This is a genomic window from Acidovorax sp. SRB_14 (assembly GCF_012932145.1).
Classification (GTDB): Bacteria; Pseudomonadota; Gammaproteobacteria; order Burkholderiales; family Burkholderiaceae_C; genus Simplicispira.
Genome location: NZ_MWOK01000019.1, coordinates 28,460 through 50,004 on the forward strand (window position 1 = coordinate 28,460; position 21,545 = coordinate 50,004).

Genomic DNA, 21,545 nt, shown 5'->3' on the forward strand with positions numbered 1-21,545 from the left:
CACCGGCTAGGCGCCGCCGCCCTGTGGGAAAGGCCGCTCACCGGTGTCTGTGTCCGCGTCCGGCGACGGCAGGAGCGCGATAAAACGCGCCGTGGCCGGGTTCAGGTTGTCGGCCCGCCACACACAGGACAGCACCGCATGCGCCGGCGGGGTCGCGCCGTCCAGCCAACGGTACACGAGCCGCCCCGCGTGGCCCTGCACCGCCGACGCTGGCACCAGGGCCGCGCCCATGCCGGCTTCCACGAGCGCCAGCAGGGTCGGCAAGATGCTCAGGTGCTGCACCTCCGGGCGCACCCGCGCCAAGGCGAAAACGCTTTCCACCAGTTCATGAAAATAGCGCGCACCGTCCGCCTGGTAGCCGACCCAGGGCAGGCCGTGCAGCGCCTCGACCGGAACGCGCTCCATGTCTGCCAAGGCGTGGCCGACCGGCAGGGCCAGCACCAAGGGGTCGCGGGCCACGACGCGGGACGCCAGGTCCGGCCCCTCCATTGTGGGAGACAGGCGCACCAGAGCGGCATCGATGCGGCCGCTGCGCACGCCATCGATCAGCACATCCGAGGTCATCTGCCGCAAATCCAGCGCCACCGCGGGGTAGTGCGTGCGGTAGGCCTGCAGCGCGTCCGGCAGCACGCGGTACACCGTGCTGTGCGTGAACCCCAAGGTGAGGTGCCCCGCCTCGCCGCGCGCCGTGCGCTGCACGGCATGCTGCGCCGCCTCGGCTTCGGCGATCAGCTGGCGCGCGCGCTCCAGCAACAAGCGACCGGCGGGCGTGAGCTGCACCGAGCGCGTCGTGCGCACCAGCAGCGCCGCCCCGAGCTCTTCCTCGAACTGGCGGATCTGCTGGCTCAAGGGCGGCTGGCTGATGTGCAGCCGCTGCGCGGCGCGACCAAAGTGCAGCTCTTCGGCCACGGCCACAAAGGCAAGCAAAGCGCGAGAGAGCAGCATTAAGACATTTATCAACCCAAATGCGGTCGAATTTTATATTAGACATATCAGTACGCCGCTTCTATTCTGCAGCCCTCCACCCGATGTGGCGCTTTCACCCTCTCTTTGGAGCCTTCCGATGACCCGTTTTCTCACGTCCCGCCGAGCCCTTCTTGCCGCTGCCCTGCTGGGCACTGTGGCGCACACTGGCATGGCCCAGGCGCAAGCCGCCTACCCCTCCAAGCCGGTGCAGATCGTGGTGCCGTTTGCCGCAGGCAGCGTCACCGACCTGCTCGCGCGCATCGTGGCGCAGCGGCTGGCCGAAGCCCTCGGGCAGCCCGTGGTCATCGACAACAAGGCCGGCGCAGACGGCAACATCGGCGCGGCATACGCGGCAGCCGCCGCACCGGACGGCTACACCCTGATGATGGGCGCGGCCAGCACCAACGCGATCAACCCCAGCCTGCACAAGAACCTGCGCTTCGATGCGATGCGCGACTTCGCGCCCATCACCAACGTGGCGGCGATGCCCAACGTGCTCGTGGTCGGCCCGCAGGTGTCCGCGCGCAGCATCAAGGACTTCATCGAGGCCGCCAAGTCCGACCAATACAGCTTCGCCTCCAGTGGCGCGGGCGGCAGCATGCACCTGTCGGGCGAGCTCTTCAAGAGCATGGCCCAGATTCCGGACTTTCTGCATGTCCCGTACAAGGGCGGCAGTGCGCCCGTCACCGATGTGATGGGCGGGCGCGTGAGCGCCATGTTCTGCAACCTGCCGCTGTGCCTGCCGCACATTCGCAGCGGCAAACTCACGGCGCTGGGCGTGACCTCCACGAAGCGCTCGCCGCTGCTGCCCGACGTGCCAACCATCGCGCAGGCCGGCGTGCCGGGCTACGACGTAGAAGGCTGGTTCGGCCTGTTTGCACCGGCCGGTGTGCCCAAGCCCATCCTCACGCGCCTGAACCAGGAAGTGGTCCGCATCCTGCAGGAACCCAAAGTGCGCGAGCTGTTGCTGGCGCAAGGCGCAGAGCCGATCGGCGACAGCCCCGAGGCGTTCGGCGCATTCGTCAAGAAAGAACATGACCGCTGGGCCAAGGCCATCCGCGCCGCCGGCATCACCCCGCAGTAACTCCGTCCGTCCAATTTCCAGCATGAAACCAGCCAACCAACTCACCGCGCTGCAGGCGCTGAGCGCCATCGACAACGGCACCCTCACCAGCGAAGCGCTCACGCGTGCCTGCCTGGATCGCATTGAAGAGCGCAACCCGGATGTGCTCGCCTTCACCACCATCGACCCTGCACTGGCGCTGCAGCACGCCCGCGCGGCCGACCGCGCCGCTGCGGCGCCGCTGCGCGGCCTGCCGTTCGCCGTCAAGGACGTGATCGACACCGCTCAGCACACCACTGCCTACGGCTCGCCGATCTATGTGGGCCACCGCCCCGTCGCGGACGCGGCCTGTGTCGCCAGTGCGCGCGAGCGCGGCGCCTTCGTCCTGGGCAAAGTCGCCACCAGCGAATTCGCCACGCAAACCCCGAGCACCACCCGCAACCCGCACCGGCTGGAACACACGCCCGGCGGATCCTCCAGCGGCTCGGCGGCGGCGGTCGCCGACTTCATGGTGCCCGTGGCCTTCGGCACGCAGACCACCGCCTCGACCGTGCGCCCGGCGTCGTACTGCGGTGTGGTGGGCTACAAGCCCACCTTCGGATTTTTCAACGCCGCCGGCCTCAAGCCCCTGAGCCCCGGGCAGGACACCATCAGCGTGCTCACCCGCACGGTCGAAGACGCCGCGCTGTTCAGCTTCGGCCTGCATGGCGTGCGCTTGACCCAGAGCGCCGCCCTGCGCCCGCGCCTGGCGGTGTGCATGTCGAAGCAATGGGAGCACGCGCGCCCCGAAATGGTGGAGGCGATCGAGCAGCTCGCGGCGCAGGCGCGGCGGGATGGTGCCCATGTGGTGCGCATCCAGCTGCCCGAAGACATTGAAGCGCTCGTCGAGATGCAAGCGCGTTTGTTCGCCTTCGAAGCGCGCCAGTCGCTGGCGCACGAACGCGCGCACCACAGCGCCCACTTCAGCACGCGCCTGCAGCAGCGCCTGGCGGGTGGCGAAGGCATCACGCCGCAGGAGTACCTGGACATGCGCCAGCGCGCAGCGCTCGCGCGCCAGGCGGTGCAGGCGCTGTTCGCCGATGTCGATGGCCTGCTCTACCCGCCGGCCGAGGGCGAAGCCGACAAGGGGCTGAAGGACTCGGGCTCGCCACGCTTTGGCGCACTGTGGAGCCTGCTGCACCTGCCCTGCATCTCGCTGCCGATTGCACGCGGCCCGCAAGGCCTGCCGATGGGAACGCAGGTGATTGGCGCCTATGGCGACGACGAGCGGTTGATGGCGGTGGCCGCGTTTGTCAGCCAGGCCGCGCGGCCGCGCTGGGAGCTTTAGGCGGGTACGGCCTGCGGGCGCAGTTGGAACATTCCGCACCGTTTCGGTGGGCACCGCCGCAGGCGCCGATCTGGTAAGAAAATCGGCTAAAAACCATGCCAGATATGCGCAGAAAGCTCTGTTTTCGAGAGCGCCTGCAGCGCCAGGCGTGTGTGCATTACGCAACCGGGGCCGGCCCGCGCCCGGGCCTGTGCATCACGCGGCGGCGAGGCAGCTCAGTGCATAGCCCACGTGCAGCGCGGCCCCCTGGTGCAGGACCGCCTCGTCGATATTGAACTGGGGGTGGTGGTGCGCAAACGTCGCGCCGCAGGCCGCATTGCGCACGCCGATGAAGGCCATCAGGCCCGGGTAGACCTCGAGGAAGTCGCCGAAATTCTCGGACACCATCAGCGGCGGGAAGTCGATCAGCGCCTGCGCGCCGTACAAGGCCTGAACGACCGCGTGCGCGCGCGCGCTTTCGCGCGCGTCGTTGACCAGCATGGTGCCGCCGCGCCGGATGTCGAGCGTGGCGCGCGCGCGGTGCGCCTGCGCGGTGTGCTCCACCACGCGCCGCAAGGCCGCCTGCAGGTGCGCCTGGTCGGCCTTGTCGGTGGTGCGCAGGGTGCCGGCCAGCGCAGCGCTCTGGGGAATCACGTTGCCCGCGTGGCCGCTGTGCAGCTTGCCAAAGGTCAAGGCTGCGGCGTGCGTCGGATCGATCTCGCGCGCGATCAGGTGCGATGCGCTGGTCACGATCTCTGCGGCGACGACGATGGGGTCGATGCCGCGCTGCGGCGTCGCGCCATGGCAGCCCAGGCCCTCGATCAGGATGTCGAAATTATCTCCCGCTGCCATGCGCGGGCCCGCTTGCACGGAAAACTTTCCGGTCTCGATTTCCGACCACAGGTGGATGGCGAACGCGCCTCGCACCGGGTGCGGCGCCAGCAGCTTCAGGATGTCGGCGGTGCCACCGCCACGCTCTTCGGCCTGCTGAAAACACAGCTTCACCGTTCCGGGGATGCGCTCGCGCATCTGCACCAGCATCTGCGCGGCCCCCAGCAGCATCGCCACATGCCCGTCGTGTCCGCAGGCGTGCATGACCCCCGCGTGGCGCGAACAGTAGTCAAGGTGTGGGTTCTGCTCCTGGATCGGCAGCGCGTCCATGTCCGCGCGCAGCGCCACCATGCGCTCGGCATGCTGGCCATCGACGGTGGCCACCAGGCCGTAGTCGCCTGCGACTTCGTAGGCAATGCCCAGGCGTTCGAGTTCGGCCCGCACATGATCCGAGGTCATGCGCTCTTCGAACGACAGTTCGGGGCTTTGGTGCAGGTGCCGGCGCTGGGCCACCATATAGTCTTGCAAGCCGAGCGCCAAGTCGGCAATGGAGCTTGTCATCATGCGTTTGTCTTCCCTTTTTGTCTGAATAAAGGCCACATGCCTATCAGGCCGAACGCCGGGCCAGGCAGCAAGATCCATACGGCCGCGCTGCCCAGAGCGTCAATGAAGTGCAGCAACACCATGATGCTCACGATAGTGATCAGAAAGCCGATGCCGTTTTGAATTGCGAGCGCACTGCCCACCGATTGGGGCGGGCAACTGCGCGCCGAAATGGCCGAAAACTGGGGCGAATCCGCCACCACGAAGAAGCCCCACGCCAGCAGTACCGCAAGGCGCGGCCCGAGCCAGTCCGCCGGCAGCACGGGATACAGCAGGCACAGCAGGCCCGAGGATGCCAGCGCGGTGCCCGCCACCACGGCGCTGCCCACACGCAGGCTCAGGCGGCCGCCGATGACACAGCCAAAGAACCCGGCGGCAATGCCCATGAAGCTGATCAGTGCGACCGAGAGCGTTGCCCCGCCACCGAAGCGGTGCGCGTCCTGCACCCACTGCACAGCCAGCCAGGGCAGCACGGCCCAGAAGGCATACAGCTCCCACATGTGCCCGAAATAGCCCAGCGCAGCCGCGCGAAAGTCGGGGATGCGGAACACCGCCAGCGCTCTGCGCACCGAAGCGCCTGGGCGCACTTGCCCACGCAGCAGGTGCGGCCCATCGCCCAGCCAGTACACCAGCGCAGCCCCCGCCAATGCCAGCATGGACGACGCGCCCACCACCGTTTGCCACGGCCAGGACGCGCCATAGGCCCGAACGCCGTGCGGCAACGCCGTCCCCAAGGTCAGCATGCCGACCAGCACGCCCAGCGCTGCCCCCGACTTCGCCCCCACCCACCCGACAATCATCTTCATGCCCAGTGGGTAGATGCCGGCAAGGCACATGCCGACCGCCAGCCGCAGCACGAGCCCGGCCTCGAAACTGGCCTCGCCGGCCGCAAACATGCCGTTGGCGGCCGCACCGGCGACACACGACAGGGCGAACAAGCGGCTCGTGGAATAGCGGTCCGCCCAGCCTGCATACGCCAGCCCCAAAGTGCCGGCGATGAAGCCCGCCTGGGTGGCCGCAATGAGCCACGCGAACTCGGCCGCACCGATGTGCCAGGCCGCCATCAAATCGTCGGCGGCGCTGTTCGGGCTGAACCACAGCGAGGTGCCCAGCCACTGCGCCAGGACGATCAGCGCGACGGGCCACCAGGCACGGTTCATCCGCAGCGATCGAGCGCGCCGGCCAGGTCGTCGATCAAATCGTCTGGGTGCTCCAGGCCCACGGAGACCCGCAGCAGACCTTGCGGCGTCTTGCTTTCCGGGCCTTCGATCGATGCACGGTGCTCGATCAGGCTCTCCACCCCCCCCAGGCTGGTGGCGCGTGTGAATATCTCGACATTCGCGGCCAGCGCCATGGCCGACTCTTTGCCGCCATGGACCTCGAAGGACAGCATGCCGCCAAAACCGGACATCTGCTTCCTGGCCAGCGCATGGAAAGGGTTGTCCTCCAGGCCCGGGTAATGCACCACGCTGACCTTCGCGTGCGCCTGCAGGAACTCGGCGACCTTCTGCGCGTTCGCGCAGTGGGCCTGCATGCGGGCCGGCAGCGTCGGCAGGCTGCGCATCACCAGCCAGCAATCGAACGGCGAAGGCACCCCGCCGCCAAAAAGCTGAGCCGTGCGCAACTGGGCGAAATGTTCATCGTCCTGGCGGCTCACCACCATGCCGCCCAGCACGTCGCTGCGCCCGCCCAGGTACTTCGTGGTCGCATGCATCACCATGTCGCAGCCCAGCGCCAGCGGCTGCTGCAGCATGGGGCTGGCAAAGGTGTTGTCCGCAACAGCGCGCGCGCCGTGCCGGTGGGCGATGTCGACCAGGGCGGCGATGTCGACGCACTGCAGCAGCGGATTGGAGGGCGTTTCAATCCACACCATGCGCGTGTTCGGCGCCATGGCGGCCTGGACGGTATCGAGCCGGGTCATGTCGACAAACGACGCAGAGACACCCCACTTGGCGAAAATCTGCTTCAGCACATTCGCCGTGCCGTGGTAGATGTCGGCCGGAGCGACGACGTGGTCGCCCGGGGACAGCCCCTGGAAGACCGCGGTCACGGCCGCCAGGCCCGAACCGAACGCCGCAGCGCCGGCCCCGCCCTCCAGCGCCGACAGCGCGGCCTCCAAACCATTGCGGTTCGGGTTGTGGTTGCGCGAATACAGGTAACCGCGCGAATAGCCCCCATCGGCATCGCGCTCGAACGTGGTGGACAGCTGGATGGGCTCGGTCACCGCTCCGGTGGCCGCATCCACGCCGTGCCCGGCATGGACGGCCAGGGTTTCCATGCGGTATTTCTTGTGGGTTTTCATAGTGTTTGCTTTGCCGACATCACGAAGCGGGGCTCAGAACGCGGGCACCAGGCTGCCCTTGAAGCGCTCCAGAATGAATTGCTTGGACTGGGGCGAGCGCAGCGCATCGGCCAGCTTCTTCATGGCCGGGCTGTCCTTGTTGTCGGCACGCGCGGCCAGCAGGTTCACATAGTTCGACTGGCCGCCTTCGAGGATCAGCGCGTCCTTCATGGGGTTGAGCTTGGCTTCCAGCGCGAAAGTCGTGTTGATGACCGACAGGTCCACCTCGCCGAGCACGCGCGGCAGCATGGGCGCCTCGAGTTGCTTGATCTTGATGTTCTTGGTGTTTTGAACGATGTCCTTTTCGGTCGACATGTTGTTCTTGGGGTCCTTGAGCTTGATGAGGTTGGCTTGGTCCAGCAGCTGCAGGGCGCGGCCACCGTTCACCGCATCGTTCGGAATGGCCACGGTGGCACCGTCCTTGAGCTCACTGACCTTCGTGATCTTCTTGGAGTAGGCGCCAAACGGGGCGATCAGCACATCGGCCACCGCCTGGATCGAGGCGCCGCGGCTGCGGTTGAACTCATCCATGTATGGCTTGTGCTGGAAAAAGTTCGCGTCGATTCTTTTCTCGGCCAGCTGCACGTTGGGCTGCACGTAGTCGGTATAGACCTTGATGTCCAGGTCCACACCCTGCTGCGCCAGCATCGGCTTCAGGTGCTCGAGGATTTCCGCATGGGGCGTGGGGCTCGCGCCGACCACGATCTTGTCGGCGGCGTGGGCCAGCAAGGAAGCACCCAAAGCGAGGGCAATGCACAGTTTCTTCATGTTGTCTCCTGTTGAAATAATGGTTTGAAAAGCACGGCTACCGACTGAAATGGATCACCAGGCGCTGACCCACGGACTGCAGGATCTGCACCAGAATCAACAACAAAATGATGGTGGCGAACATCACGTTCAGCTGAAACCGCTGGTAGCCATAGCGGATCGCCAGGTCGCCCAACCCACCCCCGCCAACCACGCCGGACAGCGCGGTGTACGACACCAAGGCAATGGCGGTCACGGTCGCGGCGGCGATGATGCCCGGCAAGGCCTCGGGCAGCAAAGCGCCCAGCACGATTTGCCGCACGCTCGCGCCCATCGCCTGGGATGCTTCGATGATGCCGCGGTCCACCTCGCGCAGCGAGGTTTCCACGAGGCGCGCAAAGAACGGGGTTCCGCCCACCACCAGGGGCGGAATCGCCCCCGCGACGCCGAGTGAGGTGCCGGTGAGAAAAACCGTCACCGGAATCATCGCAATCAACAGAATGACGAAGGGCAGCGAGCGCAGGATGTTGACGCCGAACGATACGACGGCGTAGGTCTTGTGCGCCTCGAGCACCTGCTTGGGCGCCGTCAAGAACAGCACGACGCCCAGCGGCAGGCCCAGGAGCAGCGTCAGCGACAGTGCGCCGCCGAGCATCAACAGCGTGTCGACCGAGGCCCAGCCAATGTCGCGCCAGTCGATGCCGACGAGCATGAAGTGTTGCAAAAGATCGTTCATCAGAAATTCTCCTCAACCACCACGCCCGCCTCGGCCAGGCGGTGCAACGCAGTGCGGGTGTTGTCCGCCGTGCCCTGCACAGAAACCGTCAACTGCCCGCAAGGCGTCGACTTGATCTGGCCGAAGCGCCCGTTCAGGATCAGGAAGTCGACCGCGCATTCGCGCGCGACCCGGGTGAAGACCGGCTGGGTCATCGCTGCGTTCATGAACGTCAGGCGCCGCACGGTGGCGGGCTCGATCCCTGCGGGGCCGCCCAGCGGCTCATCGGCGCCCATGTGATCGGCCTCCATGACGAAGTTGCGCGTGGTCGGATGCTGCGGGTGCAGAAACACCTGGGCGACCGGACCGCTTTCGACGATCTTGCCGCCATCGATCACGGCGACGCGGTCGCAGATGGTCCGGATCACATCCATCTCATGGGTGATCAGGACAATCGTGAGGTGCAGTTTCTCGTTGATTTCGCGCAGCAGCTGCAGAATCGAGCGCGTCGTCTGCGGGTCCAGAGCGCTGGTGGCTTCGTCGCACAGCAGGATATGCGGGCCGTTGGCCAGGGCGCGCGCAATGCCCACGCGCTGCTTCTCGCCGCCCGAGAGTTGCTTGGGGTATTTGTGCTTGTGGAGGCTCAGCCCCACCAGTGCCAGCAACTCGTCCACGCGCGCATCGATTTTTTTCTCGTCCGTCTCCCCCGCAATCCGGATCGGAAACGCCACGTTGGCGGCCACCGTCTTGGAGCTCAGCAAATTGAAATGCTGAAAGATCATGCCGACCTTTCTGCGGAAGTTCCGCAGCGCCCGATCGTCGAATTCCAGGATGTTTTCACCGCCGACGGTGATGCCGCCCTGCGTGGGCCGCTCCAGCAGGTTAATGAGGCGGATCAGCGTCGATTTGCCTGCGCCCGAATGCCCGATGACCCCGAAAATCTCCCCTCGAATGATGGACAGGTCAATGCCTTGCAGGGCCGGGATGCGTGTTTGGTGAACGGTGTAGCTTTTGTGTATGTCCGTGAGTTGAATCATGCGTTGTCTCTGTTTTTCTTTGTTTATTGCGCCCCAAAGCAGCGTGCGGCCATGGCCTGCTGTCCCTGCACCCGCTCAGTTACGAAGTGTATACATGGCGGCCCGCGCAATGCTTGCGGCATCCACCCCGAAAAATCCGCGCAGCGCGGCCCGTGTGTCGCTGCGGCCGAAGCCGTCCGTGCCCAGTGTGAGGTAGCGCCGGCCCTCGGGCACCCAGGCGCGCACGCTGTCGGGCACGGCGCGCACGTAGTCGGTGGCGGCAATCACCGGGCCTTGGGTGCCCGCAAGCTGCTGGGCGATCCACGGCGTGCCGGGCGCCGCGTCGCCCACCAGCGCGCGCTGTTCGCAGGCTTGGCCGTCGCGGGCCAGCTCGCTCCAGCTGGTCACGCTGAGCACGGTGGCCGAGACGCCCTCGGCGGCCAGTAATTGGGCGGCCTGCAGCACCTCGGTCAGGATGGCGCCGGAGCCCAGCAGGGTCACGTATTTGGATGAAATCGGCCCCTGGCCCGCATCTGCCTTGCGCAGATAGCTATGGAAGACATAGCAGCCGCGCAGCACGCCCTCTTGCGCTCCAGCGGGCAGGTCGGGCTGGGCGTAGTTCTCGTTCATCAGCGTGATGTAGTAGAAAACGTCGCGCTGCTCCTGCACCATGGCGCGCATGCCGGCGTTGAGGATCACCGCGAGCTCGCCCGCAAAGGCCGGGTCGTAGGCCTTGCAGTTGGGGATGGTGGCCGCCACCAGGTGGCTGCTGCCGTCCTGATGCTGCAGGCCCTCGCCGGCGAGCGTGGTGCGGCCCGAGGTGGCGCCGAGCAGAAAGCCGCGTGCGCGCTGGTCAGCGGCGGCCCAGATGGCGTCGCCGACGCGCTGGAAGCCGAACATCGAGTAGTAGATGTAGAACGGCAGCATGGCCAGGCCGTGCACGCTGTAGCTGGTGGCGGCGGCCGTCCAGCTGGCCAGCGCACCGGCTTCGCTGATGCCTTCCTCGAGGATCTGCCCGTCGAGTGCCTCGCGGTAGCTCAGCACCGAGCCGATGTCTTCGGGCGCGTAGCGCTGGCCGACGCTGCTGTAGATGCCGACCTGCTTGAACAGGTTGGCCATGCCGAAGGTGCGCGCTTCGTCGGCCACGATGGGCACGATGCGCGGGCCCAGCTGCGCGTCTTTGAGCAGGGCGCCGAGCATGCGCACAAAGGCCATCGTGGTGCTCATTTCCTTGGCCTGCGGCTGCAGCGCAAAGCGCGCGTAGCTTTCCAGCGCCGGCACGGGCAGCGTGTCGCAGATGGACTCGCGTTGCGGCAAATAGCCGCCGAGCTGCTGGCGCTGCCGGTGCAGGTACTGCATCTCGGGGCTGTCCTCGGCCGGCTTGTAGAACGCCAGGCCCGTGGCCTGCGCATCGGAGAGCGGCAGTTTGAAGCGGTTGCGGAACTCGATCAGGTCGGTCTCGTCGAGCTTCTTCTGGCTGTGCGTGGTCATCTTGCCCTGTCCCGCCGTGCCCATGCCGTAGCCCTTCTTGGTGTGGGCCAGGATCACCGTGGGCTGGCCGGTGTGGCGCGCGGCGGCGGCGTAGGCGGCGTGGATCTTCACGAGGTCGTGCCCGCCGCGCTTCAGGCGGTCGATCTGCTCGTCGGTCATGCCCTGCACCAGGTGCGCCAGTTCGGGGTTCTGGCCAAAGAAGTTGTCGCGGTTGAAGCGCCCGTCCTTGGCGGCAAAGGTTTGCATCTGCCCGTCCACGGTGCCGGCCAGGGCCCGCGCCAGCGCGCCCGTGAGGTCGCGCGCGAACAGGCCGTCCCAGTCGCTGCCCCAGACCAGCTTGATCACGTTCCAGCCGGCGCCCGAGAACAGGCGCTCGAGCTCGTCGATGATGCGGCCGTTGCCGCGCACCGGGCCGTCAAGGCGCTGCAGGTTGCAGTTGACCACCCAGACCAGGTTGTCGAGCTTCTCGCGCGCGGCCAGCGTCAGCGCGCTCATGCTCTCGGGCTCGTCCATTTCGCCGTCGCCAAACACGCCCCACACGCGCCGCATCGCGGTGCGTCCTGCTGTGTCATTGCGTCCCGCGCAGTCGAGCAGCCCGCGGTGCGTGAGGTAGTGCATGAAGCGCGCGTGGTAGATCGAGCTGATCGGACCGATGCCCATCGAGCCCGTGGGGAACTGCCAGAAGTCGGGCATGAGCCACGGGTGCGGGTAGCTCGACAGGCCCTGCGCACCGGCCGCGGGCGCGGTGATTTCCTGCCGGTAATGCATCAGGTCCGCTTCGGACAGGCGCCCCTCCAGGTAGGCGCGCGCATACACGCCCGGCGCGCTGTGCGGCTGGAAGAACACCAGGTCGCCGCGGTGCTGGCCCGCGCCCAGGCCCTCGCGGGCGCGGAAGAAGTGGTTGAAGCCGGACTCGAAGAGGTCGGCCGCGCTGGCATAGCTGGCGATGTGGCCGCCGAGTTCGCCGTAGGCCTGGTTGGCGCGCACCACCATGGCCAGCGCGTTCCAGCGCACGATGGACGCGACCCGCTCCTCGATCGCCAGGTCGCCCGGGAACACCGGCTGCTCGTGCACCGCCACGCTGTTCACATAAGGCGTGTTCAGGTCGGGCTGCCAGCCAATGCGCTGGGTGCGCGCCAGCAGCACCAGCTCTTGCAGCATGTGGCGCGCGCGCTCTGGGCCTTCGGTTGCCAGCAGTGCCAGAAAGGCGTCGCGCCACTCGGCAGTTTCTTCGGGGTCGGTGTCGGCAGCGTCCAGGTCCGGCGCGGCAATGGAAAGAGACGTCAGGGCATTCATGCGCCCACTGTAATCACGCCCTGCTGAAATGAGATGCTTTTCTGCGGCCTGGAAATTCCGAATTTGCGGCATTTAATGCCACAAAAGATCCACAATGCGGCACATGAAACTAGACAACGTGGATTTTCGCATCCTTGCCGAGCTGCAGGCCGACGGCTCGCTCTCCAACGTGGAGTTGGCGCGGCGCGTGCACCTGTCGCCCTCGCCGTGCCTTGCCCGCGTCAAGGCACTGGAGGCGGCGGGCGTGATCAGCCGCTATGTGGCGCTGGCCAACGCGGCGGCCCTGGGGCTGGGGCTCAATGTGTTCATCAGCATCAGCCTCAAGACACAAAGCAAGGAAGCGCTGGCCGATTTTGAACGCCGCATCGCCGAGCACGACGAGGTGATGGAGTGCTACCTGATGACCGGCGACTCGGACTACCTGATTCGCGTGGCCGTGGCGGACATCTCGGCGCTGGAGCGCTTCATCCTGGAGCAGCTCACCTCGATCCCGGGCATTGAAAAGATCCGCTCGAGCTTTGCGCTCAAGCAGGTGCGCTACAAGACCGCCCTGCCCCTGCCGGTCCCGTAAAAAAACGCTCAGGACGCCGTTGGCGTGGACGGCAGCGCCTCCAGCCAGGCCACCGTGGCCGCCAGCTCGGCCGGGCGGATCTCGTGCGCGCCAGGGAACTCGCGGTAGGTCATCGCCACGGGCAGTAGCTCCATGTGCTGCCGCACCGCATGGGCATTTGCCAGCGGAATCACGTTGTCTTGCGTGCCATGGCTCAGCCACAGCTGCTTGCCGCGCAGCGCGTCGGCCGGCGCGCCGAGAGCAACCGCCTGGGGCAGCAAACGGCTGTGCCACACCAGCGCGGCCTGCAGCAGCTCTGGCCGCGTCAGCAGCAGCGACAGCGCCATGATGCCGCCCTGGCTGAAGCCGCCGACCACGACGCGCTCGGGCGGAATGCCCAGCTGCTTTTGCGCCGAATCCAGCACCTGTGCCAGCAGTGCGCGGCTGGCGGCTTCCTGCGCTTCGTTGATGCTGCGCGCGCCGTCGGGAGCGACGGAGAAGTCAAACCAGGCAAACGCGCCCGGCGCCATGCGGTAGGGCGCGCGCAGGCTCAGCACATGAAAGCGCCCGGGGATGTGCCCCGCCAGGCCAAACAGGTCCTGCTCGTTGCTGCCCACGCCGTGCATCAGCACCAACAGCCAGGGCTGGGGCGTGCCAGGGGCAGCGGGACGCCTCAAAAAAGGGAGCGGCAAATCAATCATGGATAAGCACCAGAGGCAGTTTGGGTTGATAAAAGTCCGGCCACCCGCGCATCAGGCCGCAGGCTGCAGCGCAAAGGCATCCATGGCCAGGATGCCGTACATCACTTCGCGGCTCAGGTAGTCGGCCTGCCAGTCGTCGCCGGCAGCCCCCAGCGCGAAAAAGAACGGCAGGAAATGGTCTTCCGTCGGGTGGGCGCGCACGGCGTGCGGCGCCTGCGTGCGGTAGTTCAACAAGGCCTGGAGGTCGCCGCGCGCCACGGCCGCTTCGATCCAGCGGCTGAACTCCAGCACATAGGGCGCGGGCGCATGCGCGCCGCCAAAGAATTCACTGAGGTTGTGCGTCATGCTGCCCGAGCCCAGCACCAGCACGCCCTGCGCGCGCAGGCTGCGCAGGGCCACGCCCATGGCATAGACCTCGGCCGGGCCCGCGTCCGCCGGCAGCGCCACCTGCACCACCGGCACGTCGGCCTGCGGGAACAGGTGCATCAAAGGCACCCAGGCCCCATGGTCGAACGGGCGCTTGGCGTCGCCTTCGGCGGGCACGCCCGCCGCCTGCAGCAGGCGCAGCACCTCGGCGGCCAGCGCGGGCGAGCCCGGTGCCGGGTACTGCAACTGGTAGAGCGCGGGCGGAAAGCCGCCGAAGTCGTGCCAGGTAGCGGGCTGCGCGCCGGTCATGACCTGCGGCGTGCGCGCCATCCAGTGCGGCGACATGATGACCACGCCGCGCAGGCCGGGGAAGCGCGCGCGCAGACCTTCGCCCCAGCGGGTCAGCGCGGGGCCGGTTTCGCCCGCTTCGATGGCAAACAGCGGCGCGCCGTGCGAGACGTAGAGGGCGGGAACGGGGGTGTGAACAGGGTGTTGTGCAGTGGCAGACATGGTGGGCATCCTCAATAGATCAAATGTAGGAGCTAGCGGCCGCTATACCAAGCCCAGGCCGACGGACAGTTTGTTCCGATTTGCGAACCAATGCCCGGGTCCGCGTCAATCGCGCACCTTGCCGCGCAGCGCCTTGGTCTCGCTGCGCTGCGACTTGCCTTCCAGCCGGCGCTGCCTGGAGCCGTACGTGGGCTTGGTGGCCCGGCGCGCCAGCGGCGGCCGGGCCACGCTGTTGACCAGTACGTTCAGGCGTTCCAGCGCGTCGGCGCGGTTTTGCTCCTGGCTGCGGTACTGCTGCGCCTTGATGACGAGCACGCCGTCCTGCGTGATGCGGCTGTCGCGCAGCGCCAGCAGCCGCGCCTTCACGTCCAGCGGCAGCGACGAGGCGCCGATGTCAAAGCGCAGGTGCACCGCGCTGGACACCTTGTTGACGTTCTGCCCGCCGGCGCCTTGCGCGCGCATGGCGGTGATCTCCACCTCGCGCTCATCCACCTGCAACAAGGGTGCCGTCATGAAGTCACCACACCCCGCTGCCATGCGCTCAGGCCAGCGCGGCCAGCAGCGCAGTGTGGAAGGCCTGCGCGCGCTCGAACTGCACCCAGTGGCCGGCACCGTCGACCAGCGCCATGCCGCGAAAGTCGGGCGCCGACGCCGCATAGGCGCCTTCAAGCTGTTCGATGTAGTGGCGGTACAGCGCATCGTGCCGGCCATAGATGGCATGCACCGGGCACGCCACACGCGGCAGCGAGCGCGCCAGGATGTCGGTGCCCGAGAGGCGCCGGCGCGGCATGCGGTCGTGCTGCATGTTGGCCACGTGCAGGTCCAGCGCCAGGCCCTCGATCTGCTGCGGATCGTGCAGCATCAGCGCAGCCAGGTTGTGGCGGTGCACCACCAGCTGCTGCTGCGGGTCGGCCAGATGGCGCCAGGCCTTGAGTTCGAACTGGCGCTGCGGCACTACGCCCATGGCGGGTGCCCCCACCAGCACCAGGCGCTGCGCCAGGGCCGGGTGCGCAGCCAGCAGCAGGCCGGCCGTCAGGCCGCCAAACGAAAAGCCCACCAGATCCACCGGCCGCCCACCCATGAGGGCCTGCAGGCCCGCGTGCAGCGGTTCGACGAGCGCATCCGCGTCGCTGCCCGTCGGCGGCAAGGCCGACGCGCCAAAGCCCGGCAAATCGGGCACCCACAGCTGGCGGCCCGCGGCGACCAGGGCATCGATGTTGCGCACCCAGTGCGTCCAGCTGCCACTGCCGCCATGCAGCAGCACCAGCGGGGCCACGCCGGGCCGCGCCGCGCCCCAGACATGCCAGACCATATTGCCCGCGCCGCAGGGCGTGGTGCGCCGCTCGGCCAGGGCGGCCAACTGCCGCACTTCGGCCGGCAGGCCTGCGGATTCCGTGACAGAAGACATGGCTGCGCTCACAGCCGTGCCAGGCCATCGATGGCCAGCGCGTAGCCCTGCACGCCAAACCCGCACACCACGGCGCGCGCAGCGGCGGCAATGTAAGAGTGGTGTCTGAACGCCTCGCGCGCATGCACGTTGCTGATGTGCAGCTCGATCAGCGTGACGCCCGTGCCCTTGGTGGCATCGAGCAGCGCCACGCTGGTGTGGGTGTAGGCGCCGGCATTGAGCACCACGCCCGCCAGCTCGCCAGCGGCATGCAGGCGGCCGGCCTCGTGGATCCAGTCCACCAGCACGCCTTCGTGGTTGCTCTGGCGAAACTGCAGCGCAAAGCCGTGGTGTCCACACGCTTCGATACAAATTTGCTCAACATCGGCCAGGGTTTGCGCACCGTACACAGCCGGCTCACGCGAGCCCAGCAGGTTCAGATTGGGGCCGTTCAGGACAAAGACAGTTTTCAAGGGATCGCTCCAGGCGTTGCGGCCACCGCGAACTCATCTTCGGCGGGCCGGAGCGCCCGATTATGCGGCGCGCACAATGCAAAGCGGCCCGCAAAGGCCGCTTCGTGCACGCCGCGTCCAACACGGCAGGGGAATGGACAACCGCTTCAGTGGCGATGGCCGTGGCGGTGGCCATGCCCATGGCCGCGCCAGCCCTCACGGTAATAGCCATAGGCGGGAGGCCCCACCACCACCGCAGGCGCGTAATAGACCGGGCGCGGCGGCGCGTAGTACACCGGCGGCGGCGGTGCGTAATACACCGGACGCGGCGGCGCGTAATAGACCGGCGCGGGCGCCGCATACACGGGGTAGCCATTGGTCACCCCCACCGAAACACCGGGCGAACTCAGCCCCACCGACCAGTTCACATCGCGCGCCTGGGCAATGCCTGGGCCCAGCAACGCGGCCAATGCCACACCGGCAGCGGCAGCCATGCCATACAGGGAACGGATTCTTGTCATGGAAATCTCCTGGTTGAAGGGCCTGGCAACCAATCTGCACGGCCCTGTAGGTACATAACGCACCAGATGGCAGAAAGGATGGCATAGAACTGTAAAGTTCTTGTTTCGGGAAGTTCAGGCGCTGGGCAAAGCCGTGTTGCAGTGCGTAACGCCGCCAGAGTGTGCCGCCTAAAATGCGCCCATGAGCCACCCCACCCCCGCCAACACCCCGGCCGCCGCTGCAGCGACCGCCGACGCCGCCAAGCCCAGCAACTTCCTGCGCCAGATCATCGAAGCCGACCTGGACAAGGGCACTTACGCACAGCGCCGCTGGGCTGGCAGCCCTGGCGACGCCGCGCACCACGCCGCCGGCACGCCCGACCCGGCCAAGATCCGCACGCGCTTTCCGCCCGAGCCCAACGGCTACCTGCACATCGGCCACGCCAAGAGCATCTGCATCAACTTCGGGCTGGCGCGCGACTACGGCGGCGTGTGCCACCTGCGCTTTGACGACACCAACCCCGAAAAAGAAGACACCGAATACGTCAACAGCATCATTGACGCGGTGCAATGGCTGGGCTTTGACTGGAGCCAGAGCGGCAACGACAAGCCCTACCAGGCCAGCGACTACTTCGACTTCATGTACCGCGCGGCCGAGTACCTGATCGAAGCCGGCCACGCCTATGTGGACGAACAGACCATCGAGCAGATCCGCACCAACCGCGGCGACTTCAGCAAGCCCGGCGTCAACAGCCCGTACCGCAGCCGCACCCCGGCCGAGAACCTGGCCAAGTTCCGCGAAATGAAGGCTGGCGAGCACGAGGATGGATCGATGGTGCTGCGCGCCAAGATCGACATGGCCAGCCCCAACATCAACATGCGCGATCCGGCCATCTACCGCATCCGCCGCGCCACGCACCACCACACGGGCGACACCTGGTGCATCTACCCGATGTACACCTATGCGCACCCGATCGAGGATGCGCTCGAGCAGATCACCCACAGCTTCTGCACGCTCGAATTTGAAGACCAGCGCCCGTTCTACGACTGGCTGCTCGAGCGCCTCACCGAAGGCGGCCTGCTGGCCAGCCCGCCCCCGCGCCAGTACGAGTTCTCGCGCCTGAACCTGACGTATGTGATCACCAGCAAGCGCAAGCTCGCCCAGCTGGTGTACGACCACAAGGTCAGCGGCTGGGACGACCCGCGCATGCCCACCATCGTCGGCCTGCGCCGCCGCGGCTACACCGCCGCTGCGCTGCAGATGTTTGCCGAGCGCATCGGCGTCACCAAGAGCGACAGCTGGATCGACTACAGCACGCTCGAAGGCTGCCTGCGCGAAGACCTCGAGCTCAAGGCCCATCGCGGCATGGCCGTGCTCAACCCCGTCAAGCTCGTGCTGACCAACTGGGATGAGACCATGGGCGCCGGCCACCTGGAGCCCTGCAGCCTGCCCGCCCTGCCCCACCCGCCCGAAGGCACAGAGAGCCCCGTGCGCCACTTCACCATCGGCAAGGAAGTGTGGATCGAGCGCGAAGACTTTGAAGAAGTGCCGCCCAAGGGCTACAAGCGCCTGTTCCCCGGCAACAAGGTGCGCCTCAAGGGCGGCTACGTCATCGAGTGCACCGGCTGCCACAAAGACGCCACCGGAAAGATCACCGAAGTGCTGGCCACCGTGGTGCCCGACACCAAGAGCGGCACGCCCGGCGCCGACAGCGTGAAGGTGAAAGCCGCCATCACCTGGGTCGGCGTGGCCGACGGCGTACCGGCCGAAGTGCGCATGTACGACCGCCTGTTCCTTGACGCCCAGCCTGATGCTGGCGGCAAGGACTTCATCGAGAGCCTGAACCCGAACAGCCTGAAGGTGGTGACCGCCATCGTCGAGCCGTCATTGGCCAATGCGAAGCCGGACGACAAGTTTCAGTTTGAGCGGCATGGGTACTTTGTGGCGGACCGGGTGGACCACAAAGTGGGCAAGCCGGTGTTTAACTTGGCGGTGGGGTTGAAGGATAGCTGGGGAAAATAACAAACCTCCATTAATTGCCATTGAGAACTATGGAGCGAGACAAAAATGAAAATCCAATGCCAAGATCATAATATTGAATTCATTCTACAAAGCAATTATTTTGAAATTCCAAGATTTCAACGCCCATATTCCTGGGACCGCGACAATTGGGATGAATTCTGGACAGATGTTTTTGATAGCAAGCAAAATGACTACTTTATTGGATCCGTTGCAACATTCTCAAAAGCCCAATCAAAAGCAATTTGTTGATGGACAGCAAAGACTAACTACTATCACTCTAATTCTTGCTTCAATTAGAAATTCATACCGGCTATTTGGTTTTGAAGACAGAGCATCCGGAGTGCAAAATTTCATTGAAAGAAATAACAAAAACAATGAGGCAACATATGTTCTAAAGACAGAGACATCACATCCATATTTCCAAACCGCAATTCAAAGACCACACTCCGAACCTCTAAAACTAAAGCTCGGAGAAGAAGAATCTTTACTTCAGTCAGCATTTCAATATTTCAGCGAACGGATTGCAGCGACGCTAACAGAATTACAGGCGGGAGTAGTAAATGAATCCACAAAAAAATCACGCGCAAAACAAAACTCGATCAATTCAGAGACACACTTCTGGCACTGAAAGTAATATATGTTGAACTTGATAGTGAAGATGATGCATATCAAGTGTTCGAGACTTTAAACACTCGAGGAAAAGATCTAGCCACAGCAGATCTGCTTAAAAATCATCTTGCCAGATTGCTAAGAGAGAAAAATTCGCACGGCGACTCTGTAAAAGTAAAATGGTCAACCATGTCTGACAACATTAAAGCAATTGGCGCAGAAGATGTTGATTTGGACATGTTCATCTACCACTACTGGCTTGCAAAAAACAATTTTGTTCAAAAACGCGATCTTTTTAAAGTAGCAAAGAATCCGTCAAAAACAAAACAGCAGCCAAAGAGTTACTCGACGAACTCGTCGCTTACTCAGAAACTTATCGAAATTTATTTGAGATAAATTTTAAAAAATGGCGTACCGACGAGCAAGAAATAAAAAATTCTCTGGAAGCAATTAATAAATTCAGGGTTCGGCACCCATTGCCATTATTAATGACTGCACTTCAGAAGTATGAACGCAGAACACTACTGAAAAATGAACTCGTTAAGCTGCTACATACTGTGGAAAGCTTCACATTTGTCAATACACACTTAATGGGATCTCGTTCATCCGGTGGGGTTGCAAAGATGTATGCCTCCCATGCAAAATCACTTGCAAGCTTCAACGAACCTGTTCGACGTCGCAAGGCAATAAACGAATTCACAACAAAGCTTGCCTCAAAACTTCCCAACAAAGATGAATTTATTGAAAAATTCAAATCGCTAAAATATTCAGACAAATTTAACTCTCAGAAGCGAGAAGTACAGTATGTTGTTGTGAAACTTTTTGAATGGATGTTTCCAGCATTTTCAATAAATGCAACAGACATGTCTATCGAGCACATCGAGCCCCAAAGTGGGGTTTCATTACCAGACACGACTATGGCCTCAATTGGAAATCTTTGGTTTCTCAGAACATCGTTCAACAATCAACTCGGAAATGAACCTGCAATATTAAAACTTGCAAAATACAAAGAAAACCAACTCCCATGTGACTCCACTCTTAGTCGCGCCACCGAATGGGGCAATCACGAGGTAGAGCAGCGAACCAATGAACTAGCCGAACGATTTTGGCTTGAAATCTCAAAACAATTCGGAATACAAACAGCTGCGACAGGAAATCAAAAATTCGATCTAATTCCCGCCTAAATTTCGCAATAAAACAAAACACGCCCTATTAGTGGAACCTTCACAGAAAAAACCGACTGGAAAAATTTTGCTAGCGACAAAATAAAACTGATGGCCAAATTTCTCAACACCAGCGCAACCAATTACTTTCTCGAAGAATTAATAAAATGCGCTTCTGACCGCCTCATCCTCATCAGTCCCTTCCTCAAACTTAATGACCGGATGAAAGAGCTGTTGGCCGACAAGAATCGTTTGAAAATCGACGTGCGCATCGTCTACGGCAAAAGCGAGTTGCAGCCGCAAGAGATTGAATGGCTGCGTGGTCTGACCTATATCCGGACCAGCTTTTGCAAGAACCTGCACGCAAAATGCTACATGAACGAAGAGATGTGCATCGTGACCAGTCTGAACCTGTACGAGTTCAGCCAAGTCAACAATAACGAGATGGGCATCCTGATTCAACGCGGCGAAGACGGCCAACTCTACAAAGACGCTTATGAAGAAGCGCAGCGCATCATCCGCATCAGCGATGAAGTGCGTATTTCTCTGGAGCGCGTGGCCGCTGGCGGACCGGAACACGCCACTACGCAGGAACCGGATACGACAAGCAGCGATGCCGAAGCATCAGCAGGCGGCAAAATTGCCTCGTCCAAGCTGGCGCAGAAATTCGGCCTAAAAACAGCGCAACTACTGGATCGCGCCACAGAGCAAGGCTACTTGGAACAACAAGACGATAAGCATGTGCTCACGCCCAAGGGCGAGCAGGCGGGCGTGGAGCTTGTGGCCAAGTCGCGGTTTGGGCCTTATTTCTTATGGCCGCAGGATTTGGTGTTGGCATAAGACGCGACGGCGTACTCATCCGACGCTCTTATTTCAATAGCAACTAACGCTTACTCCGTAAGACTATCG

At 63.8% G+C, this 21,545-nt stretch carries 21 protein-coding genes and 2 pseudogenes; 9 read left to right on the top strand and 14 right to left on the bottom strand.

The window, feature by feature from the left end; translation table 11 throughout:
- Positions 1 to 6: 6 nt before the first annotated feature.
- A complete protein-coding gene (locus B2J86_RS13910) occupies positions 7 to 945 on the bottom strand; it encodes a LysR family transcriptional regulator (RefSeq protein ID WP_173025912.1) in 939 nt (312 codons plus the stop codon).
- 118 nt (positions 946 to 1,063) lie between these two features.
- Between B2J86_RS13910 and B2J86_RS13915 the strand changes: the two genes are divergently transcribed.
- Both B2J86_RS13915 and B2J86_RS13920 read left to right on the top strand, forming a co-directional pair.
- Positions 1,064 to 2,050 carry a tripartite tricarboxylate transporter substrate binding protein gene (locus B2J86_RS13915; RefSeq protein WP_173025913.1) on the top strand — a complete coding sequence of 329 codons (987 nt, stop codon included), beginning with the start codon at positions 1,064 to 1,066 and terminating at the stop codon, positions 2,048 to 2,050.
- A gap of 22 nt (positions 2,051 to 2,072) precedes the next feature.
- Positions 2,073 to 3,356 carry an amidase gene (locus B2J86_RS13920; RefSeq protein ID WP_173025914.1) on the top strand — a complete coding sequence of 428 codons (1,284 nt, stop codon included), beginning with the start codon at positions 2,073 to 2,075 and terminating at the stop codon, positions 3,354 to 3,356.
- A gap of 195 nt (positions 3,357 to 3,551) precedes the next feature.
- Here the strand turns inward: B2J86_RS13920 and B2J86_RS13925 are convergent, their stop codons facing one another.
- From B2J86_RS13925 to mdeB, 7 genes are all read right to left on the bottom strand, one after another.
- Positions 3,552 to 4,730 (bottom strand): M20 family metallopeptidase, encoded by a 1,179-nt coding sequence (locus B2J86_RS13925; RefSeq protein WP_216842400.1) that lies wholly within the window; start codon positions 4,728 to 4,730, stop codon positions 3,552 to 3,554.
- A complete protein-coding gene (locus tag B2J86_RS13930; RefSeq protein WP_173025915.1) occupies positions 4,727 to 5,929 on the bottom strand; it encodes a nitrate/nitrite transporter in 1,203 nt (400 codons plus the stop codon). Before B2J86_RS13930 ends, B2J86_RS13925 begins: the two co-directional genes overlap by 4 nt.
- A complete protein-coding gene (locus tag B2J86_RS13935; RefSeq protein WP_173025916.1) occupies positions 5,926 to 7,071 on the bottom strand; it encodes a PLP-dependent aspartate aminotransferase family protein in 1,146 nt (381 codons plus the stop codon). The genes B2J86_RS13930 and B2J86_RS13935 overlap by 4 nt, the downstream gene beginning before the upstream one ends.
- A gap of 33 nt (positions 7,072 to 7,104) precedes the next feature.
- Positions 7,105 to 7,878: a MetQ/NlpA family ABC transporter substrate-binding protein gene (locus B2J86_RS13940; protein ID WP_169634357.1), complete on the bottom strand. Its 774-nt coding sequence runs from the start codon at positions 7,876 to 7,878 to the stop codon at positions 7,105 to 7,107.
- Between the two features lie 37 nt (positions 7,879 to 7,915).
- Positions 7,916 to 8,593 (bottom strand): methionine ABC transporter permease, encoded by a 678-nt coding sequence (locus tag B2J86_RS13945; protein WP_173025917.1) that lies wholly within the window; start codon positions 8,591 to 8,593, stop codon positions 7,916 to 7,918.
- On the bottom strand, positions 8,593 to 9,609 hold the full coding sequence (locus B2J86_RS13950; protein WP_173025918.1) for a methionine ABC transporter ATP-binding protein: 1,017 nt from the start codon (positions 9,607 to 9,609) through the stop codon (positions 8,593 to 8,595). Before B2J86_RS13950 ends, B2J86_RS13945 begins: the two co-directional genes overlap by 1 nt.
- A 75-nt stretch (positions 9,610 to 9,684) precedes the next feature.
- Positions 9,685 to 12,375 (bottom strand): alpha-ketoglutarate dehydrogenase, encoded by a 2,691-nt coding sequence (gene mdeB / locus B2J86_RS13955; RefSeq protein WP_173025919.1) that lies wholly within the window; start codon positions 12,373 to 12,375, stop codon positions 9,685 to 9,687.
- Positions 12,376 to 12,478: 103 nt separating this feature from the next.
- Here mdeB and B2J86_RS13960 point away from each other — a divergent pair, with 103 nt between their 5' ends.
- Positions 12,479 to 12,946, top strand: a complete 468-nt coding sequence (locus tag B2J86_RS13960; RefSeq protein WP_169170157.1) for an Lrp/AsnC family transcriptional regulator — start codon at positions 12,479 to 12,481, stop codon at positions 12,944 to 12,946.
- An 8-nt stretch (positions 12,947 to 12,954) separates the two neighbouring features.
- On the opposite strand, the gene B2J86_RS13965 is transcribed toward B2J86_RS13960, so the two are convergent.
- The 6 genes from B2J86_RS13965 to B2J86_RS13990 form a co-directional block, all read right to left on the bottom strand.
- Positions 12,955 to 13,626: an alpha/beta hydrolase gene (locus B2J86_RS13965; RefSeq protein ID WP_173025920.1), complete on the bottom strand. Its 672-nt coding sequence runs from the start codon at positions 13,624 to 13,626 to the stop codon at positions 12,955 to 12,957.
- A 51-nt stretch (positions 13,627 to 13,677) separates the two neighbouring features.
- Positions 13,678 to 14,502, bottom strand: coding sequence for a class III extradiol ring-cleavage dioxygenase (locus B2J86_RS13970; protein WP_173025921.1), 825 nt, complete (start codon positions 14,500 to 14,502; stop codon positions 13,678 to 13,680).
- 105 nt (positions 14,503 to 14,607) lie between these two features.
- Positions 14,608 to 15,015, bottom strand: a complete 408-nt coding sequence (arfB, locus tag B2J86_RS13975) for an alternative ribosome rescue aminoacyl-tRNA hydrolase ArfB (RefSeq protein WP_173025922.1) — start codon at positions 15,013 to 15,015, stop codon at positions 14,608 to 14,610.
- A gap of 28 nt (positions 15,016 to 15,043) precedes the next feature.
- Positions 15,044 to 15,910: an alpha/beta fold hydrolase gene (locus tag B2J86_RS13980; RefSeq protein WP_173025923.1), complete on the bottom strand. Its 867-nt coding sequence runs from the start codon at positions 15,908 to 15,910 to the stop codon at positions 15,044 to 15,046.
- Positions 15,911 to 15,918: 8 nt separating this feature from the next.
- Positions 15,919 to 16,362 (bottom strand): type II 3-dehydroquinate dehydratase, encoded by a 444-nt coding sequence (gene aroQ / locus B2J86_RS13985; RefSeq protein ID WP_173025924.1) that lies wholly within the window; start codon positions 16,360 to 16,362, stop codon positions 15,919 to 15,921.
- A 146-nt stretch (positions 16,363 to 16,508) separates the two neighbouring features.
- Positions 16,509 to 16,862 carry a hypothetical protein gene (locus B2J86_RS13990; protein WP_173025925.1) on the bottom strand — a complete coding sequence of 118 codons (354 nt, stop codon included), beginning with the start codon at positions 16,860 to 16,862 and terminating at the stop codon, positions 16,509 to 16,511.
- 181 nt (positions 16,863 to 17,043) lie between these two features.
- Between B2J86_RS13990 and B2J86_RS13995 the strand changes: the two genes are divergently transcribed.
- The 6 genes and pseudogenes from B2J86_RS13995 (at position 17,044) to B2J86_RS14020 (ending at position 21,476) form a co-directional block, all read left to right on the top strand.
- Complete coding sequence (locus B2J86_RS13995; protein ID WP_173025926.1) at positions 17,044 to 18,864, top strand: glutamine--tRNA ligase/YqeY domain fusion protein; 1,821 nt, start codon at positions 17,044 to 17,046, stop codon at positions 18,862 to 18,864.
- Positions 18,865 to 18,909: 45 nt separating this feature from the next.
- Positions 18,910 to 19,492: pseudogene (locus tag B2J86_RS14005) on the top strand (DUF262 domain-containing protein).
- A gap of 5 nt (positions 19,493 to 19,497) precedes the next feature.
- Positions 19,498 to 19,542, top strand: a pseudogene (locus tag B2J86_RS18450) (hypothetical protein); the annotation flags it as partial.
- A gap of 120 nt (positions 19,543 to 19,662) precedes the next feature.
- Positions 19,663 to 19,869, top strand: a complete 207-nt coding sequence (locus B2J86_RS18255; RefSeq protein ID WP_254068124.1) for a hypothetical protein — start codon at positions 19,663 to 19,665, stop codon at positions 19,867 to 19,869.
- Positions 19,870 to 19,961: 92 nt separating this feature from the next.
- The gene (locus tag B2J86_RS14015) at positions 19,962 to 20,657 is read left to right on the top strand and encodes a DUF1524 domain-containing protein (RefSeq protein WP_173025929.1); all 696 of its coding nucleotides are present in this window, start codon (positions 19,962 to 19,964) and stop codon (positions 20,655 to 20,657) included.
- A gap of 90 nt (positions 20,658 to 20,747) precedes the next feature.
- Positions 20,748 to 21,476, top strand: coding sequence for a phospholipase D family protein (locus B2J86_RS14020; RefSeq protein ID WP_173025930.1), 729 nt, complete (start codon positions 20,748 to 20,750; stop codon positions 21,474 to 21,476).
- Positions 21,477 to 21,545: the final 69 nt, after the last annotated feature.

Coding starts and splice junctions, on each gene's coding strand:
- B2J86_RS13910 (WP_173025912.1), bottom strand. CDS start 945: ATGCTGCTCTCTCGCGCTTTGCTTGCCTTTGTGGCCGTGGCCGAAGAG.
- B2J86_RS13915 (WP_173025913.1), top strand. CDS start 1,064: ATGACCCGTTTTCTCACGTCCCGCCGAGCCCTTCTTGCCGCTGCCCTG.
- B2J86_RS13920 (WP_173025914.1), top strand. CDS start 2,073: ATGAAACCAGCCAACCAACTCACCGCGCTGCAGGCGCTGAGCGCCATC.
- B2J86_RS13925 (WP_216842400.1), bottom strand. CDS start 4,730: ATGATGACAAGCTCCATTGCCGACTTGGCGCTCGGCTTGCAAGACTAT.
- B2J86_RS13930 (WP_173025915.1), bottom strand. CDS start 5,929: ATGAACCGTGCCTGGTGGCCCGTCGCGCTGATCGTCCTGGCGCAGTGG.
- B2J86_RS13935 (WP_173025916.1), bottom strand. CDS start 7,071: ATGAAAACCCACAAGAAATACCGCATGGAAACCCTGGCCGTCCATGCC.
- B2J86_RS13940 (WP_169634357.1), bottom strand. CDS start 7,878: ATGAAGAAACTGTGCATTGCCCTCGCTTTGGGTGCTTCCTTGCTGGCC.
- B2J86_RS13945 (WP_173025917.1), bottom strand. CDS start 8,593: ATGAACGATCTTTTGCAACACTTCATGCTCGTCGGCATCGACTGGCGC.
- B2J86_RS13950 (WP_173025918.1), bottom strand. CDS start 9,609: ATGATTCAACTCACGGACATACACAAAAGCTACACCGTTCACCAAACA.
- mdeB (WP_173025919.1), bottom strand. CDS start 12,375: ATGAATGCCCTGACGTCTCTTTCCATTGCCGCGCCGGACCTGGACGCT.
- B2J86_RS13960 (WP_169170157.1), top strand. CDS start 12,479: ATGAAACTAGACAACGTGGATTTTCGCATCCTTGCCGAGCTGCAGGCC.
- B2J86_RS13965 (WP_173025920.1), bottom strand. CDS start 13,626: ATGATTGATTTGCCGCTCCCTTTTTTGAGGCGTCCCGCTGCCCCTGGC.
- B2J86_RS13970 (WP_173025921.1), bottom strand. CDS start 14,502: ATGTCTGCCACTGCACAACACCCTGTTCACACCCCCGTTCCCGCCCTC.
- arfB (WP_173025922.1), bottom strand. CDS start 15,015: ATGACGGCACCCTTGTTGCAGGTGGATGAGCGCGAGGTGGAGATCACC.
- B2J86_RS13980 (WP_173025923.1), bottom strand. CDS start 15,910: ATGTCTTCTGTCACGGAATCCGCAGGCCTGCCGGCCGAAGTGCGGCAG.
- B2J86_RS13990 (WP_173025925.1), bottom strand. CDS start 16,862: ATGACAAGAATCCGTTCCCTGTATGGCATGGCTGCCGCTGCCGGTGTG.
- B2J86_RS13995 (WP_173025926.1), top strand. CDS start 17,044: ATGAGCCACCCCACCCCCGCCAACACCCCGGCCGCCGCTGCAGCGACC.
- B2J86_RS18255 (WP_254068124.1), top strand. CDS start 19,663: ATGTCTGACAACATTAAAGCAATTGGCGCAGAAGATGTTGATTTGGAC.
- B2J86_RS14015 (WP_173025929.1), top strand. CDS start 19,962: ATGACTGCACTTCAGAAGTATGAACGCAGAACACTACTGAAAAATGAA.
- B2J86_RS14020 (WP_173025930.1), top strand. CDS start 20,748: ATGGCCAAATTTCTCAACACCAGCGCAACCAATTACTTTCTCGAAGAA.